At 46.8% G+C, this 14,794-nt stretch carries 22 protein-coding genes; 2 read left to right on the top strand and 20 right to left on the bottom strand.

Features of this window, described 5'->3' with window-relative positions:
- Positions 1-5: 5 nt before the first annotated feature.
- The gene (locus B5E64_RS07165; protein WP_087167840.1) at positions 6-587 is read right to left on the bottom strand and encodes an ATPase; all 582 of its coding nucleotides are present in this window, start codon (positions 585-587) and stop codon (positions 6-8) included.
- Positions 588-660: 73 nt separating this feature from the next.
- On the bottom strand, positions 661-1,212 hold the full coding sequence (rsmD, locus tag B5E64_RS07160; protein ID WP_087167839.1) for a 16S rRNA (guanine(966)-N(2))-methyltransferase RsmD: 552 nt from the start codon (positions 1,210-1,212) through the stop codon (positions 661-663).
- 151 nt (positions 1,213-1,363) lie between these two features.
- Between rsmD and yfcE the strand changes: the two genes are divergently transcribed.
- On the top strand, positions 1,364-1,906 hold the full coding sequence (gene yfcE, locus B5E64_RS07155) for a phosphodiesterase (protein ID WP_087167838.1): 543 nt from the start codon (positions 1,364-1,366) through the stop codon (positions 1,904-1,906).
- A 66-nt stretch (positions 1,907-1,972) separates the two neighbouring features.
- Here yfcE and B5E64_RS07150 read toward each other — a convergent pair whose 3' ends face one another.
- From B5E64_RS07150 to B5E64_RS07080, 15 genes are all read right to left on the bottom strand, one after another.
- Positions 1,973-2,866 carry a mechanosensitive ion channel domain-containing protein gene (locus B5E64_RS07150; RefSeq protein ID WP_087167837.1) on the bottom strand — a complete coding sequence of 298 codons (894 nt, stop codon included), beginning with the start codon at positions 2,864-2,866 and terminating at the stop codon, positions 1,973-1,975.
- Positions 2,848-3,741 carry a peptidoglycan editing factor PgeF gene (pgeF, locus tag B5E64_RS07145; protein ID WP_087167836.1) on the bottom strand — a complete coding sequence of 298 codons (894 nt, stop codon included), beginning with the start codon at positions 3,739-3,741 and terminating at the stop codon, positions 2,848-2,850. The genes B5E64_RS07150 and pgeF overlap by 19 nt, the downstream gene beginning before the upstream one ends.
- A gap of 13 nt (positions 3,742-3,754) precedes the next feature.
- The gene (locus B5E64_RS07140) at positions 3,755-4,105 is read right to left on the bottom strand and encodes a YraN family protein (RefSeq protein WP_087167835.1); all 351 of its coding nucleotides are present in this window, start codon (positions 4,103-4,105) and stop codon (positions 3,755-3,757) included.
- Between the two features lie 13 nt (positions 4,106-4,118).
- Positions 4,119-4,898, bottom strand: a complete 780-nt coding sequence (locus B5E64_RS07135) for a ribonuclease HII (protein WP_343284051.1) — start codon at positions 4,896-4,898, stop codon at positions 4,119-4,121.
- On the bottom strand, positions 4,870-5,439 hold the full coding sequence (gene lepB, locus B5E64_RS07130) for a signal peptidase I (RefSeq protein ID WP_087167833.1): 570 nt from the start codon (positions 5,437-5,439) through the stop codon (positions 4,870-4,872). Before lepB (B5E64_RS07130) ends, B5E64_RS07135 begins: the two co-directional genes overlap by 29 nt.
- 12 nt (positions 5,440-5,451) lie before the next feature.
- Positions 5,452-6,303 carry a ribosome biogenesis GTPase YlqF gene (gene ylqF / locus B5E64_RS07125; RefSeq protein WP_087167832.1) on the bottom strand — a complete coding sequence of 284 codons (852 nt, stop codon included), beginning with the start codon at positions 6,301-6,303 and terminating at the stop codon, positions 5,452-5,454.
- A 16-nt stretch (positions 6,304-6,319) separates the two neighbouring features.
- Positions 6,320-6,892: a signal peptidase I gene (lepB, locus tag B5E64_RS07120; RefSeq protein WP_087167930.1), complete on the bottom strand. Its 573-nt coding sequence runs from the start codon at positions 6,890-6,892 to the stop codon at positions 6,320-6,322.
- A gap of 69 nt (positions 6,893-6,961) precedes the next feature.
- Positions 6,962-7,309, bottom strand: coding sequence for a 50S ribosomal protein L19 (rplS, locus tag B5E64_RS07115; protein ID WP_087167831.1), 348 nt, complete (start codon positions 7,307-7,309; stop codon positions 6,962-6,964).
- 102 nt (positions 7,310-7,411) lie between these two features.
- Positions 7,412-8,170 (bottom strand): tRNA (guanosine(37)-N1)-methyltransferase TrmD, encoded by a 759-nt coding sequence (trmD, locus tag B5E64_RS07110; protein ID WP_087167830.1) that lies wholly within the window; start codon positions 8,168-8,170, stop codon positions 7,412-7,414.
- 16 nt (positions 8,171-8,186) lie between these two features.
- Complete coding sequence (rimM, locus tag B5E64_RS07105) at positions 8,187-8,696, bottom strand: ribosome maturation factor RimM (protein ID WP_087167929.1); 510 nt, start codon at positions 8,694-8,696, stop codon at positions 8,187-8,189.
- Positions 8,697-8,789: 93 nt separating this feature from the next.
- Positions 8,790-9,017, bottom strand: coding sequence for a KH domain-containing protein (locus B5E64_RS07100; RefSeq protein ID WP_087167829.1), 228 nt, complete (start codon positions 9,015-9,017; stop codon positions 8,790-8,792).
- 24 nt (positions 9,018-9,041) lie between these two features.
- Positions 9,042-9,287: a 30S ribosomal protein S16 gene (gene rpsP / locus B5E64_RS07095; RefSeq protein WP_087167828.1), complete on the bottom strand. Its 246-nt coding sequence runs from the start codon at positions 9,285-9,287 to the stop codon at positions 9,042-9,044.
- 39 nt (positions 9,288-9,326) lie between these two features.
- Positions 9,327-10,691, bottom strand: coding sequence for a signal recognition particle protein (ffh, locus tag B5E64_RS07090; protein ID WP_087167827.1), 1,365 nt, complete (start codon positions 10,689-10,691; stop codon positions 9,327-9,329).
- A gap of 1 nt (position 10,692) precedes the next feature.
- Positions 10,693-11,037 (bottom strand): YlxM family DNA-binding protein, encoded by a 345-nt coding sequence (gene ylxM, locus B5E64_RS07085; RefSeq protein ID WP_182466514.1) that lies wholly within the window; start codon positions 11,035-11,037, stop codon positions 10,693-10,695.
- A gap of 75 nt (positions 11,038-11,112) precedes the next feature.
- Positions 11,113-12,033, bottom strand: a complete 921-nt coding sequence (locus B5E64_RS07080; protein WP_087167825.1) for a S8 family peptidase — start codon at positions 12,031-12,033, stop codon at positions 11,113-11,115.
- 153 nt (positions 12,034-12,186) lie between these two features.
- Between B5E64_RS07080 and B5E64_RS07075 the strand changes: the two genes are divergently transcribed.
- Positions 12,187-12,417 carry a chorion class high-cysteine HCB protein 13 gene (locus B5E64_RS07075; protein ID WP_087167824.1) on the top strand — a complete coding sequence of 77 codons (231 nt, stop codon included), beginning with the start codon at positions 12,187-12,189 and terminating at the stop codon, positions 12,415-12,417.
- Positions 12,418-12,471: 54 nt separating this feature from the next.
- Here B5E64_RS07075 and B5E64_RS07070 read toward each other — a convergent pair whose 3' ends face one another.
- The 3 genes from B5E64_RS07070 to B5E64_RS18020 all read right to left on the bottom strand — a co-directional run bounded on the left by B5E64_RS07070 (position 12,472) and on the right by B5E64_RS18020 (position 14,713).
- Positions 12,472-13,413, bottom strand: coding sequence for a GTP-binding protein (locus B5E64_RS07070; RefSeq protein ID WP_087167823.1), 942 nt, complete (start codon positions 13,411-13,413; stop codon positions 12,472-12,474).
- Between the two features lie 15 nt (positions 13,414-13,428).
- Complete coding sequence (locus B5E64_RS07065; RefSeq protein WP_087167822.1) at positions 13,429-14,403, bottom strand: GTP-binding protein; 975 nt, start codon at positions 14,401-14,403, stop codon at positions 13,429-13,431.
- Positions 14,404-14,554: 151 nt separating this feature from the next.
- Complete coding sequence (locus B5E64_RS18020; RefSeq protein WP_162610155.1) at positions 14,555-14,713, bottom strand: hypothetical protein; 159 nt, start codon at positions 14,711-14,713, stop codon at positions 14,555-14,557.
- Positions 14,714-14,794 lie beyond the last annotated feature (81 nt).

Raw genomic sequence — 14,794 nt, 5'->3', positions numbered from 1 at the left:
AGCTATTATTCCTCATCCATAGCCTGAGCGAACTCTGCTTCTGTCTCATCCTGAATCCGGAGTTCCTCGCGGTCATTGCGTACCATGTCGTAAGATTCCTGAAGGGAATTGACAAGGCTGTCATACTTGGATGTATAATTATCCAGCGCATGTCCGATCATATTTTCTACTTTTGCCATCAGATCATCTGCATATCCCATGGCACCCATGCGGAGCTGGTTTGCATCCTCAGTCGCGCTGTCAATAATCTGCTGTGCCTGTTCCGTAGCAGCCGCTACGATCTCGTTTGCCTGTGCATATGCCTGCTGCATGATTTCATGATCACTTACAAGCTCGTCTGTCTTTGCTTTTGCTTCCTGAATCATCGTATCTGCCTTTGTCTGGGCATCTGCAAGGATTGCGTCTTTATTATCGATGATCTTCTGATAACGCTTGATCTCTTCCGGCGTCTTCATTCTGAGTTCTCTCAACAACTCGTCGATCTGATCTTTGTTCACAATAATCTTTGTCGTGGATAATGGCTGGAACTTACAATTATCTATATATTCCTCAATTTCATCAATAATCTGCTCAATTCGGCTGCTCATAGTTACACTCTCCTTCTTACTTCGACAAATCCTGTCATTTACTTTGTTATTCTATCACGTTCCACGAAAGAACTCAACGTCTTTCGACAAAAATATGCCTGTTTGTTTTATATTTTTTTTCTTTTATAATCTCGTATCCCATCTCCTCCAGAAAACTGAAATCAGTATCCAAAGATGCCTCCAGAATGATCAGTGTATCCTCGCTGACGAGTGAAGAAGATCTCAGATAATCAAATACTTCAAACTCTGCTCCCGCATGATACGGCGGATCCATGAAAATGAAATCGAACGGCGCTTCTCCTTCCATTTTTCTCAGTGCGCTGATGACATCCGTTTTCATCAGGACCGCCCGATCCTCCAGTCTGGTATGTTTCAGATTGTCACGGATGCAGGCTGCCGCCTTTTGGTTTTTTTCTACAAAATACGCGGTCCGCGCGCCGCGGCTTAATGCTTCAATCCCGATGGCTCCGCTGCCGCTGAACAGATCAAGAAACCGGCAGTCGGCAAGTTCCGGGGAAATCATATTAAACAGTGTCTCCTTGATCCGGTCTGTTGTCGGCCTTGTGTCAAGCCCTTCTATCGTTTTTAGCTGCAATCGTTTTGCACTTCCTGCTATTACACGCATGTTTTTATTCCTTTCTTCCACCTGAAAAGGCAGTATGATTCTGCCACTTATTATATCGGATGGATCCTTTTTCTGTCAAATCACGATCGGGCAGAGCTTGAGTATTTTTTTAGACTGTGATACACTTTTTGAGAAAAGGAGGAATACTGCTATGAAATATTTTATTGCATCCGATATCCACGGATCCACTTTTTACTGCAAGAAAATGCTGGAAGCATTTAAAAACGAATCCGCCGACCGTCTGGTTCTTCTTGGAGATATTCTATATCACGGCCCGCGCAATGATCTTCCTGCGGAATATGATCCGAAGAAGGTGATTGAACTGCTCAATCCTCTTGCATCACGTGTTTTCTGTGTGCGTGGAAACTGTGACAGCGAAGTCGATCAGATGGTTCTCAACTTTCCTATTCTTGCAGACTACTGTCTGATTTCCGAAAAGGACCGGATGGTTTTTGTTACACATGGTCATCAGTATAATCTGCAGACACCACCGCTTCTTCAGGAAGGAGATATCCTGCTTCACGGACATACTCATGTGCCTGCATGTACAAAAACAGAGACCTTTACTTATCTGAATCCGGGATCTGTCTCTCTTCCAAAAGAGAACAGCCGGCATAGCTATATGATTCTTGAAAATGGTACCTTTCACTGGAAAACTCTGGAAGGAGAGGAATATCAGATCTATTCCATGTAAGAAAAACGGCAGAGGCATCCGTCATGATTTTCACGCGATGCTCTCTGCCGCCTTTTTATGATTCTGTCATTCTTTCATGACAATTTCCATCTTTTGTCCGGCAAAGCGGATTCCCGCTTCGTCAAGTGCAAGTTTCGTCTTTTCCATGATACTCGCCCGTATATCCCAGTATACATCGGATTTCAGCCATAGTCTTACGCAAAGTCTCACGTAACTTTCTGCCAGATCATCCACAAAAACCGTATGCTCTTTATCCTTGATTACTTCCGGCTCCTGCTCCATTACATGCCGGATAATCTTCTGAGCAGACTGCAGATCCTCATCGTATCCGATTCTGACATAAAAATCCAGCCGTCGAAGATCCATCGCTGTTACATTGGTCAGACTGTTGTTTGATAAACTTCCGTTTGGTATAACGATCGTCTTGTTGTCAACAGTGGAAAGCTTTGTATAGAAAATCTGAATCTCTTTAACAGTTCCTTCCAGATTATCCGTATGCTCAATAATATAGTCTCCTACTGTAAATGGTCTCAGAAGAAGAATCAGCACTCCTCCGGCGAAGTTTGACAAGCTTCCCTGTAACGCAAGACCGATTGCCACACCTCCGGAAGCAAGAAGCGCTGCTACCGAAGAAGTATCCACTCCAAAACGCACAACAATTGTTAAAATCAGTATTGCATACAGCCCCGTCTTAAGACAGGAATCCACAAACTGCTCTACCCCTTTGTCTGCATTGGACCGTTCGATGGAAGCGCGGACGAGTTTCCGTACCCAGTTGATCAAAACCCTTCCGATCGCAAAAAAGATCAGCGCAAAGATCACACCGATTCCGAATTCAATGACCTTTGGCAGATTTTCATTCAGGAAATTGACAGCAAAGTTTGTCTGTGTCTCAACTTCCTGCTGAATATTTTCGGTTACCCTCTCTGTTACATTTTCTGTCAGAAGTGTGTAATACATGGTGGTTGATTTCCCTCCTGTGTTTCTTTCAGGGCAAGAAAGGCGGCAAGGCTCCCCCGTCTGCCGCCGGACGCCCTGTGTGAATATAATAGCTCCGGATTACAGTTCGTACAGATATTCGTCACCGCAATGTGTTCCGTCAAAATGCCGGCCTCGGCAAAGACCGCTTCATTTGCTTTCCAGAGGTTAAGCTGATATTTCCCGTCCGGTTTTTCGTAGAACAGTGTTTCCCAAAGCCTGGGAGAAAAAGACTCCCGGAACGCATCAATGACATCTCCGCTCACTTCATAGCATGACTGGCAGATGGACGGGCCGATACATGCCAGAGTATCCTCCGGGCGGCTTCCATAGACTTCCTGCATCTTCTTCACCGTTTCCAGGCCGATTTTTGCCACAGTCCCGCGCCACCCGGAATGGGACAGACCAATCACCTTCCTGACCGGATCCAGAAAAAACAACGGCACACAGTCTGCGTAAAATGTTACAAGGCAGAGTCCCGGCACATCTGTGATCAAACCGTCTACATTGTCATAATCTACCGGGCAAACGATTCCTTTTCCACGATCCTCCTCTGTGACAATACGGACATTGGACGTATGTGTCTGTCTGGAAAAGACCATGTCAGAAGTCCGGACGCCGATTGCAGCGCCGAACCGTTCAAAATTCTCCCGGACAGCTGCATCTTCGTCACCCCTTGTGAAACTCAGGTTCATGCTCTCATAGATTCCGGTACTCACTCCGCCCATGCGGGTGGAGAATCCATGATGTACCAGACCGCTCTGCTCAAGAAGCGGAAACGACAGATACGGAACGTCTCCTGCTCCGGTGCGGCACACAATATCATTCTGATTGTTTGTTGTTTTCCATGTTTTCATAATCTGTTACCTGTTATTCCTGAAATTCAAATGCATGTTCAAAGTGCGTGATTTCCTCTCCAAGGACGGCAATCACATCAAAGCGGACCGGGCTCTCCAAAAGCCCATGGGTTGTAAGATAGTAAAGTGCAGCCCTGCAGATCCGCCGCTGCTTTCTCTGGTCAACCGCTTCCTCCGGCCGTCCAAGAGACGTGCTGCTCCGGTATTTGACCTCTGCGAAAACGACACAGTCCCCTTCCTTCGCAATCAGATCAATCTCCCCGGCACGGCAGCGGAAATTCCGTTCCAGAATCTGAAAGCCTTTTCTCTCCAGAAAGGCTGCCGCAAGATGTTCCGCAGCATTTCCTTTGTCTTTCTGATTCATCCGGCATCCTCCGTTACACAAAGTGTGTGATAAATGTGCTTCTGTGAATCGGGGACGGTCCATATGTTTTCAGTGCCTCGATGTGGTCTTTGGATCCATACCCTTTATTGGACGCGAATCCATATTCCGGAAGTACTTTGTCGTATTCCACCATCAGCCGGTCTCTTGTCACTTTTGCAATAACACTGGCACAGGCGATGGAAATGCTTTTCGCATCTCCTTTGATGATCGGGACCTGTGGAATCAGGACATCCGGAATCGTGACCGCATCATTGAGCAGCAGATCCGGCCGGACCGTCAGCTTACTCACTGCTTCCCTCATTGCCTCATAAGTCGCCTGCAGAATATTGATTTCGTCAATTCTCTGCGGTCCCGCCATCCCGATTCCTACTGCAATCGCTTTTTCCATGATCTCGCCATAAAGCTCTTCCCGCTTTTTGGCCGAAAGTTTCTTTGAATCATTGATATAGAGAATTTGGCAGTCCTTTGGCAGGATCACTGCCGCCGCTACGACCGGGCCGGCAAGCGGTCCTCTCCCCACTTCGTCAATCCCGCAGATATAATCATAGGACTCATATTTCTTTTCGTACCGGCACATTTCCTCCAGACGTATCAGCTCCTGCTTTCTGGCCTCCTCCTGCTTCCGAAAAGAGTGAAGCAGTTTCTGAACGCCGGAACGGGAATCACCTTCGTATTCCGAATAAAGCGCATTCCAGCTCTCCACAGGGGTTCGCCCGAACTCTTCTTTTATTTCTTTGATTGTTTTACTCATGTACAACAAACCCCATTTCATCAAACGGATAAATCCGGATCCAGGCTCTTCCGATCAGATCCTCCCTTTTCAGTACTCCGACACTGGCGTCCCGGCTGTCCGAGCTGTGGTTCCGGTTATCGCCCAGGACAAAATATTCATCGTCACCAAGCTGAATCGGCTCCGCGGCAATTCCGGCATCCTCCATCGGCTCTGCCCCGTAGTCTTCTCCGAGCAGTTCCCCGTCAATATAGACTTCCCCGTCTTTCACCTGGACCGTCTCTCCCGGCAGGCCGATAATCCGTTTGATATAATATGTATTCTCTTCATATTTGTACGGAAAAACGATGATTTCATAACGTTTCGGATCACGAAAACGGTACGACAGCTTATCTACAATCAGGTTGTTTCCGTCATGAAGTGTCGGCTCCATGGACCGGCCGTCTACTACAGTGCGTACTCCGACAAATGTGATAATCAGCCAGGAAAGCAGCAGGACAATGCCAATATAGATGATCCAGTCCAGCACTTCCCTCGCGGCTGATTTCCTTTTCCCCTTTTCTTCTTTATCCTCTTGTTTCATCTTTGTCTCCCCTTATTCGTAATCCTCCGGAATTTCCAGCGTCAGCCTTCCAAGCTTTCCGCTTCGGAAATCATCCATAAATAATACAGCCGCTTTCTCTAAGTCAAGCTCTCCTCCCTTTGTCAGGCAGTGTTTCTTTTCTGCGATCAAACGCAGTGTTTCGTACGGATCCCGGCTTTCCTCTATCCCATAATGTTCTTCCGTCAGATTCGGGTATCTGCCCTGCAAACGCCGGATCAGCTCTGCAGCAAGCTCTTCTGTATTTAAAATCTCATCTTTGATTGATCCAATGAAAGCCAGCTTCATCCCGACTTCCTGATCCTCAAACTTCGGCCAGAGAATTCCAGGTGTGTCCAGAAGCTCCACCTGCTTATTCAGACGGATCCACTGTTTCCCCTTTGTCACACCCGGCTTGTTTCCGGTCTTGGTGCAGGCCTTTCCAGCCAGGGAATTGATAAAGGTCGACTTTCCTACATTCGGAATTCCGACTACCATGGCACGGACCGGTCTGTTCAAAATACCGCGTCTTCTGTCACGTTCGATTTTCTCCCTGCAGGCTTCCTGAATCACCCCGTTGATGGATTTGATCCCTGCTCCGCTTCTGGAATTCACCTTCACAACGGAAAAGCCCTTATCTTTGAAATACTTCTCCCATTTTTCGTTGCATCCTTCCGATGCCAGATCTGACTTGTTCAGAAGGATCAGTCTTGCTTTCTGTTTTCCAAGTTCATCGATGTCCGGGTTCCGGCTGCTGACCGGAACTCTCGCATCCACAAGTTCGATAATCAGGTCAATCAGTTTGATATTTTCCTGCATCATTCTTTTCGCTTTGGTCATATGACCCGGGTACCATTGAAAATGCATAGGTGCCTCCTTTTATCTATATAAATCCAAAATTTCCTTTTGTCGAAAGAACAAACCATGCTTTGCCTTCGATCTCGGAACGTTTTACATGCCCGATATCTGCCATTCTGCTGTCTTCACTGTTCCTGCGGTTATCGCCCAGAACAAAATACTCATCTCCGTCCAGAGTTATCTCCTCCGAAGCGGTTCCGGCATCCTCAATGGCAGTTGTTTCGTACTTTTCTTCCAGCTTCTCGCCGTCAATATAGATTTCCCCGTCCTTGATCTGAACAGTCTCTCCGGGAAGTCCGATAATCCGCTTGATATAGGATCGGGCGTTTTCATTGCCGTTTGGCTTGAATACAATAATATCGCTGCGTTTTGGCTTGCTTGCGTCATAAATCATTCGGTTTACCAGAACGATATCCCCGTCCAGCACTGCCGGACGCATGGAATCTCCTGAATTTTTTACTTGTCTTCCAAAATAAAACACAATGACAAGTGCCAGCAGGCATACAAGAATAATTTTAAATGCCCAGATTCCGACAGTACGGATCAGGTCATAATCAATCTGCTTTTTTTCTTTTCCAAACTGTATTCTTTTCTTCATGTAACATACCTGTTTATTTAACACAAAAGGGGCAATCATACATGAATGTACCTTGCCCCTTCCCATGTCCTATTTAACTAATTCTTTGACCTTTGCTCTCTTACCTACACGGCCTCTTAAGTAGTTAAGTTTTGCTCTTCTGACTTTACCTCTTCTTACTACCTCTACCCTTTCTACGTTTGGAGAGTGCAGCGGCCATGTCTTCTCAACGCCCACACCGTTGGAAAATTTTCTTACTGTGAAAGTTTCTCTTGTGCTTCCGCCCTGTTTCTTTAATACAGTTCCTTCAAACACCTGGATTCTTTCACGGTTTCCTTCTTTGATTTTACCGTAAACTTTTACAGTGTCTCCCACGTTAAACTGTGGTACGTTTTCTTTGAGCTGTTCTGCTTCAATCTTTCTGATGATTTCGTTCATTGTGTGACCTCCTTGATTCTTTTGACGTTCTTAATACTTGATATACCGTATCAGAGGACCATCTCTTTCTTCTCACAACAGTCCTAGTGTATCATATAGTCTTTAGGATTGCAAGCTGTTTTTTCTATATTCTTCGAGGAATTTCTGCTCTTTTTCCGTAAGTTCTGCTTTTTCAAGCAGATCCGGCCTGTTTTCAGCAGTCCGGATAATTGACTGTTCCCTTCTCCACTTTTCAATGTTCGCATGATGACCGGAAAGAAGTATCGGCGGCACCTGTTTTCCGTGCCACGTCTCCGGCCTGGAATACTGCGGGTATTCCAGAAGGTGATCCTGAAAACTCTCAAACTCTGCCGAAACATCATTGTGAAGGACTCCAGGTACCAGCCTTGATATTGCGTCTATCATGACCATGGCCGCGAGTTCTCCTCCTGTCAGGACATAGTCTCCGATGGAGACATAATCTGTCACAATCTCTTCCAGTACTCTCTCGTCAATCCCTTCATAGTGGCCGCAAAGCAGGATCAATTCATCCTCGTTCGCGAATTCTTCCGCCATTTCCTGGTTAAAGGTCCTGCCCTGTGGAGACAAGTAGACAAGCCTCGGTCTTTTTCCTTCCTTTGATGCCTTTGTCTTCTGACAGACGGCCTCATAGCACTGAAAAACCGGCTCTGCCTGCATCAGCATTCCTGCCCCGCCTCCATATGGATAATCATCCACGCTCTGATGCTTGTTAAATGCGTAATCCCGGATATTGACCGCGTCAATGGATAACAGACCTTTTGCCTCGGCACGTCCGATGATACTGGTCTTCAATCCCTGTTCTACCATATCCGGAAACAATGTCATAATGTGAAAATTCATCTGTGTTTCCTTCCTGTTACTGGATCAGTCCCTTCATCAGATGAATCTTCATCTGCCTCTTTTCCGGATCCACATCCAAAATACATTCGCGGATGGCCGGAATCAGAACTTCTCCCTGCTTTTCTGTCTGAATGATGTAAACATCATTTGCGCCTGTTTCCATGACATCGCTCAGGCGTCCGAAACAGGAACCGTCCTCCGTCACTACATCCATGCCGATCAGGTCGGCAATGTAGTATTCGTTTTCATCAAGCGGCACGGCGTCTTCTCTTGCAACGAGAAGCGGGCGGCCTTTATAGCGCTCGATATCATTTATATTATCGATTCCTCTGAACTTCAGAATGACCATCTGTTTAAAATAACGGACATTCTCAATCTCCAGCGTCATCTGTTCTTTTCCTGTATCCAGTATGACTTCTTTCAGCTCCTGAAAGCGTGTCTTCTCATCCGTGGTAGGAAAGACCTTTACTTCACCTCTGATTCCGTGTGTGCTTGAAATCACTCCCACCTGCAGAAACTGTTCCATACGCTTCTCCTTCTCTATAAAAATGAAGAACAGTCCCGCACATGCCCGGCATGGCAGCCTGTTCTTGCTTTTGCAGTCCGCAGACATCACTGCTTAAGTGATATCTACGACTACCTTTTTGTCTTCTTTTGCGGCGGCAGCCTTTACAACAGAACGAATTGCTTTCGCAATACGGCCCTGCTTGCCGATCACCTTACCCATATCGCCTTCTGCCACATGAACTTCGATGACCGTAGTCCTGCCTTCCACCTTTTCCGTAACTACTACCTGATCCGGTTCATCAACCAGAGCTTTCGCAATTACTTCTACTAATTCTTTCATATGCAGGCACCTCCGACGTCTGGACTATTTTTCGATACCAGCTGCTTTAAAAATCTTGCTTACAACTTCTGTCGGCTGTGCTCCGTTGTTTAACCATTTCTTTGCTGCTTCTTCGTCTACCTTGAAAACGCTCGGATCTTTTGTCGGATCGTAAGTACCGATTTCCTCGATGAACTTACCGTCTCTTGGGGAACGGGAATCAGCTACGATGATTCTATAGAAAGGAGCTTTTTTCTGTCCCATTCTTCTTAATCTGATTTTTACTGCCATTTGTTTCACCTCCACTATACTGTTTCTCTTTTATTTATGTTAAAAAGGTAATTTGAATTTTCCCTTTTTACCACCTTTGCCGCCCATCATTCCAGGCATCTGCTTCATCATCTTTTTCATCTGTTCAAACTGCTTGCACAGCTTGTTCACTTCCGAGATGTCCACTCCGGCGCCTTTTGCAATCCGGTGCTTTCTGGAAGGTGTCAGGATATCCGGATTTCTCCGCTCCTTGACTGTCATCGAGTAGATGATAGCCTCCATCCGCTCCATCTTCTTTTGCGCATCATCGGAATCAATGTCAGGCATCTTACCTTTCTTTCCCATCATGCCGCCGATTCCCGGAAGCATGCCGAGGATATTTCCAAGGCCTCCCATGTTTCTCATCTGCTTCATGGACTCCAGATAATCTTCAAAGTCAAACTGGGCCTTCCGAAGCTTCTGTGACATCTCTTTTGCCTTGTCCTCGTCAATGTCAGCCTCCGCTTTTTCAATCAGAGTGAGGATATCACCCATACCAAGGATTCTGGATGCCATCCGGTCCGGATAAAACTGCTCCAGATCGGAAAGCTTCTCACCCATACCAACATACAGGATCGGGCACCCTGTCACGGCCTTGATGGAAAGTGCGGCACCGCCTCTTGTATCACCGTCAAGCTTTGTGACAATGACACCGTCTATTCCAATCTTATCGTTGAATTCCTTTGCAACATTGACCGCATCCTGACCAGTCATAGCATCCACCACAAGAATCGTCTGGTGTACGGTCACTGCCTCTTTAATCTCCTGGAGTTCTTCCATCATATCTTCATCAATGTGAAGACGTCCGGCCGTATCCAGGATTACAATGTTGTTTCCGTTCTTCGCCGCATGCTCCATGGCCGCTTTGGCGATATTTGCAGGTTTATGCTTCTCTCCCATGGAAAATACTTCTACACCCTGCTTCTCCCCGTTAATCTGAAGCTGCTGGATCGCCGCCGGACGGTAAACGTCACAGGCAACCAGAAGCGGTTTCTTGCCTTTGAGCTTGAATTTCCCTGCAAGCTTTGCGGTAGTGGTCGTCTTACCGGCTCCCTGTAACCCTGCCATCATGATGACGGTCGTTGCTTTCCCAGGTTCCAGCTTGATCTCCGTAGTCTCAGACCCCATCAAAGAGACAAGCTCTTCGTTTACGATCTTGATTACCATCTGTCCAGGATTCAGTCCATTCATAACATCCTGTCCGACCGCGCGTTCCTGCACGTTTTTGATAAAGCTCTTTACAACTTTGAAGTTTACATCGGCTTCCAGGAGAGCCATCTTGACTTCTCTGAGGGCCGCCTTTACATCCTCTTCTGTCAGCCGTCCCTTGCTTCGCAGATTCCGGAATACATTCTGAAGTTTCTCTGTTAAGCTGTCAAATGCCATTCTATAACTCCTCTATGATTTCATCTGAAATCTGCCGGATCTCGCGGATCAGAGTCTCTTTCTCCTTTTCCTGCCAGGTGTCCAGCAGACGGTCAATCTGATGTACCTTCTCTTTTACTGTAAGAAACTTCCGGATCAGGTGGAGCTTCTCCTCATACCCCTCCAGCGTCTTTTCGCACCGACGGATCGTATCGTGGACCCCCTGCCTGCTGATGCCTCTCTCTTCGGCAATCTCACCGAGGGAAAGATCCTCCAGCATAAACTGTTCATATATTTCTTTCTGGTTTGCTGTCAGCAGTTCGCCGTAAAAATCATACAGCAGAGCACGCATTACGATTTCATCCATGTTTCTCACCTGTGACATCATACTATAAATAAAATGCGGTGTCAAGAGGAAATGCTTGACACCATAAAAAATTTTTTACAGCTTTGGATTGAGCAGTTTTTCGATGTTTAACAGCCCTCTTCCCTGAATGTTTGCATCCTTTCCCATGTCATCCGCGCTCATCAGAAGACGAAGCTTGACTTCCACATTTTTCATGTCCGGATATTTGCTCAAAAGAAGCGCTGCTGCCCCGGATACAATGGGAGCGGACATGGAGGTGCCGCTTTTTACCGAATACATCTTCTGATTCTTTTTCTGTCCGAATCCGTTGCAGGAACGGATATAGGATCCGGGGGCTACCAGATCCGGCTTGCAGACGCACTCGAATGTCGGTCCTCTGCCGGAGTAATTCGTCCCGACTTTTCCAAACCGGTCTTTTTGCTCTCCGTCATCGGACGCTCCGACTGTGATCACTTTTTTGCTGACACCGGGAATCGTTACGGTTCCACTCCTGGGGCCGAAATTTCCGGCCGCCGTAACAACTACAAGGCCCTCATCCCACATCCGGTCCACCCAGCGCAGAAGCTCCGCCTCTTCCTCGTCTCCACGGTGGGGAAGGGTTCCGATCGAAATGTTCACGATCCGGATCGCCCATTTTTCCCGGTTTTTCAGGATCGCCCGGATGCCTTCTATCAGATGCCGGATCTTTCCTTCCCCTTTCTGATCCAGCACCTTAACGGCCACAATCCGGGAAGCCGGAGCGATGCCTGCATACACTCCGGACGACATTTTCCCTGATCCTGCAATGATGCCTGCCACATGAGTGCCATGAGAATTATCGTCATACATCCGCCTTTTTCCATGCAGCATATCACCAAATGCGACAATCCGTCCCTCCAGGTCCGGGTGCGGTGAGATACCGGTATCCAGCACCGCCGTCGTGATCCCGTGCCCGTCGATATGACCAAAGAGTGTATCGTCACAAAAATAATGAACATTTTCCTTAACCCGTCTCACGCAAAAAACTCCTTTTCTTTCATCCTATTCAAGAAAAAACCTCTGTGTGAGCGCCTTATATTTTCTCTTTGGAAATATTTTGAAATCAAGGAAACACTTACAAGCCCTGCTACATAGTATAACATTGTAAATAACAAATATGGAGGCAAAAATATGAGTGACTTAAGTGCAACAAACTGTGGATGCGGATGCGAATCTTCTTCTGGTTTCGGAGGTAATTCCTGCCTGTGGATCCTCCTTCTTCTGTGCTGCTGCGGCGGATGCGGAGGAAACGGAAGAAGCGGTTTTGGCGGCGGATGTGACAACTGCCTGTGGATTATCCTTCTGCTCTGCTGCTGCGGCGGATTTGGCGGAAACGGATATAATGACAACGGCTGCTGCTAGTGCCTGCTGACAAAAAGGGGAGGCGGGGTAAAACATCCCGCCTCCTCTTTTCTTCTAATCAAATGTTACCACATCATTGGCCGGTTTCTTTGCCGGAAGAACCTCTTCCAGGTAAAGAACCGGTCCTTTTTCCTTGTACTGCTTCATATATTCATACCGGAACGAAACCGTTACAAATACCCAGTCTCTGTTCTGATAGGGAATCTCCTCTTTACATTTACAAAGATACCCAAGAAATGTAATGTCCTCCTCGCAGCAGGTCATCACAAAACGGCCCGGCACAAAAAATCCGCCTCCCAGTTTCTTGTTTTTATATACCTGTGCAAGAAACCTGAGCTTTTTGTTTTTGTAATGCTCCGGGTGCTCCATGGCGTCCAGATACCAGATGCCGTAATCGATCTCATCAATCTCGATCACCGGCGCATTCAGATCAAACGGCAGATCCTCCTCTGTATTCTCAACCGGCTCTCCGTCCTCATTTTCAAAAACGATCTGTGCTCTCGGATTCATCACCTTGATGCTTCTGCGGATCCTGGCTTTATCCGTATCGTCCTCTGTCCGGTTGACAATAACCAGACCAGAATAAAGAAGCGGAGCCAGAAACATATTTCTCATATTCAAAAGATACATCTCTGCCGTGCCTGCATCCACAGTAGAGAGTACTGCTCCAATCTCCCATCCCGGCGGAAGCTTCATCTCCAGCATCCGGTTCAGATCCCATGTGCCGTTGAACTCGATCATGACATGATCCGGGCGGTAGTTCAGTTCCAGTCCCTCAAGGAAGAATTCATTAAGTTTTTCCTCCTCGTCTACCACGTATTTGATGATTCCGTTTTTCTTAAGCCACGCTTCGTCGTACTCCTCGTCCCCCTCTTCACAGACAATCAGAAGTGTCTGATTGTAGTCAAGAAAGTCCGGGCTGTGCAGCGCTTCATTAATTAAAGTTGTCTTCCCGCTGTCCAGAAATCCTGTAAAAAGTTCTACTACTGTTTCCATCTGGCACTCTCCTGTCTATACATGCAGTGTCTGCTGAATGTTATCAGTATGGATATCGGTTCCGATCACACAGATCTTTCCGGTATAATCCGCTTTGGTGTCACGGATCTCATATTCTCCCGGCACATAGTCAAACTCCATCCAGCTTCCGTCAGTTCCCTCGACGATTCCCTTTGCTCTTAAAATGGTACCGTATGTTTCTTCATCTGCAAGAGAATCCAGGAACTGTTCAATCTCGGAACGGTCGTATTTCTCTACGGTCTCTGTTCCCCAGCTTGTAAACACATCGTCTGCATGATGATGCTCATGGCAGCCGCAATCTTCGTGATCATGGTGGCAGCATCCTTCATGATCATGGTGAAGGCATGCTTCATTGAGAAGATCCGTCGGCTTGGAAGTCTGCTCTACCGCATTACGGATCACTTCCCCGTCAAGCTGATCCCATGGTGTTGTGATGATGGCAGCATCCGGGTTTTCTTCCCTGATCAGAGCGACAGCCTCTTTGAGTTTTGAGTCTGTCATGGACTGGGTCCTGCTCAGCACGATCGTTGCGGCATGTTCAATCTGATTGCTGTAAAATTCACCGAAGTTCTTCAGATAGATCTTTACTTTCTTTCCGTCTGCTACTGTGATACAGCTGTTCAGTTCGATTCCGCAGTGTTCCTCTACATTTCTGACCGCTCCTGCCACGTCAGACAGCTTGCCCACACCGGACGGCTCAATGATGATACGGTCCGGATGATACTGATCTACGACTTTTTTCAGCGCTTCGCTGAAATCTCCCACGAGGGTACAACAGATGCAGCCTGAATTCATCTCGGTAATCTCGATCCCGGCATCTTTCAGAAATCCGCCGTCGATTCCGATTTCTCCGAATTCATTTTCTATCAGTACGATCTTTTCCCCCTGAAATACATCCGTCACCAGACGTTTGATAAAGGTGGTCTTTCCGGCTCCGAGGAAGCCGGAGATAATATCTACTTTTGTCATAATGCATCCTTCTTTCTTTTTTCATCGTCTTTTATCATAACAGTTTTTTGTCTTTTTTAAAAGACTTCTGTTGTAAAAAAGAGCAGGACCGGCTGCTCCGGTCCTGAAAATTTTCGCAGTTGAAACAGACGTTATCCATTGCATCTCCGGTCTATTTCCTGTTCTGACGTCTTACTGCTTTTTTCTCATCTTCTTTATTAACGTGAACGGCGAGAGTCTCTTTATCATATTCGGAACTTTTTTGCTGCAGCATGCATTCTTCATCCAGTTCATAAACCGTATTCCCGTCCAGAATCAGTTTTCTTGGCATGTCTCATTCTCCTTTTCCTTTTTCTTCCAGTATATGATGCCCGCATATTTTCGGTTTTATTCACATATATATTTACAACGC

It is taken from the genome of Drancourtella sp. An12 (assembly GCF_002160935.1).
Lineage (GTDB): Bacteria > Bacillota > Clostridia > Lachnospirales > Lachnospiraceae > Sellimonas > Sellimonas catena.
Note: the sequence above shows the minus strand (reverse complement) of the source record. Positions and strands in the feature narration are given on the sequence as shown.

Coding starts and splice junctions, on each gene's coding strand:
- B5E64_RS07165 (WP_087167840.1), bottom strand. CDS start 587: ATGAGCAGCCGAATTGAGCAGATTATTGATGAAATTGAGGAATATATA.
- rsmD (WP_087167839.1), bottom strand. CDS start 1,212: ATGCGTGTAATAGCAGGAAGTGCAAAACGATTGCAGCTAAAAACGATA.
- yfcE (WP_087167838.1), top strand. CDS start 1,364: ATGAAATATTTTATTGCATCCGATATCCACGGATCCACTTTTTACTGC.
- B5E64_RS07150 (WP_087167837.1), bottom strand. CDS start 2,866: ATGTATTACACACTTCTGACAGAAAATGTAACAGAGAGGGTAACCGAA.
- pgeF (WP_087167836.1), bottom strand. CDS start 3,741: ATGAAAACATGGAAAACAACAAACAATCAGAATGATATTGTGTGCCGC.
- B5E64_RS07140 (WP_087167835.1), bottom strand. CDS start 4,105: ATGAATCAGAAAGACAAAGGAAATGCTGCGGAACATCTTGCGGCAGCC.
- B5E64_RS07135 (WP_343284051.1), bottom strand. CDS start 4,898: ATGAAATGGGGTTTGTTGTACATGAGTAAAACAATCAAAGAAATAAAA.
- lepB (WP_087167833.1), bottom strand. CDS start 5,439: ATGAAACAAGAGGATAAAGAAGAAAAGGGGAAAAGGAAATCAGCCGCG.
- ylqF (WP_087167832.1), bottom strand. CDS start 6,303: ATGCATTTTCAATGGTACCCGGGTCATATGACCAAAGCGAAAAGAATG.
- lepB (WP_087167930.1), bottom strand. CDS start 6,892: ATGAAGAAAAGAATACAGTTTGGAAAAGAAAAAAAGCAGATTGATTAT.
- rplS (WP_087167831.1), bottom strand. CDS start 7,309: ATGAACGAAATCATCAGAAAGATTGAAGCAGAACAGCTCAAAGAAAAC.
- trmD (WP_087167830.1), bottom strand. CDS start 8,170: ATGAATTTTCACATTATGACATTGTTTCCGGATATGGTAGAACAGGGA.
- rimM (WP_087167929.1), bottom strand. CDS start 8,696: ATGGAACAGTTTCTGCAGGTGGGAGTGATTTCAAGCACACACGGAATC.
- B5E64_RS07100 (WP_087167829.1), bottom strand. CDS start 9,017: ATGAAAGAATTAGTAGAAGTAATTGCGAAAGCTCTGGTTGATGAACCG.
- rpsP (WP_087167828.1), bottom strand. CDS start 9,287: ATGGCAGTAAAAATCAGATTAAGAAGAATGGGACAGAAAAAAGCTCCT.
- ffh (WP_087167827.1), bottom strand. CDS start 10,691: ATGGCATTTGACAGCTTAACAGAGAAACTTCAGAATGTATTCCGGAAT.
- ylxM (WP_182466514.1), bottom strand. CDS start 11,037: ATGGATGAAATCGTAATGCGTGCTCTGCTGTATGATTTTTACGGCGAA.
- B5E64_RS07075 (WP_087167824.1), top strand. CDS start 12,187: ATGAGTGACTTAAGTGCAACAAACTGTGGATGCGGATGCGAATCTTCT.
- B5E64_RS07070 (WP_087167823.1), bottom strand. CDS start 13,413: ATGGAAACAGTAGTAGAACTTTTTACAGGATTTCTGGACAGCGGGAAG.
- B5E64_RS07065 (WP_087167822.1), bottom strand. CDS start 14,403: ATGACAAAAGTAGATATTATCTCCGGCTTCCTCGGAGCCGGAAAGACC.
- B5E64_RS18020 (WP_162610155.1), bottom strand. CDS start 14,713: ATGCCAAGAAAACTGATTCTGGACGGGAATACGGTTTATGAACTGGAT.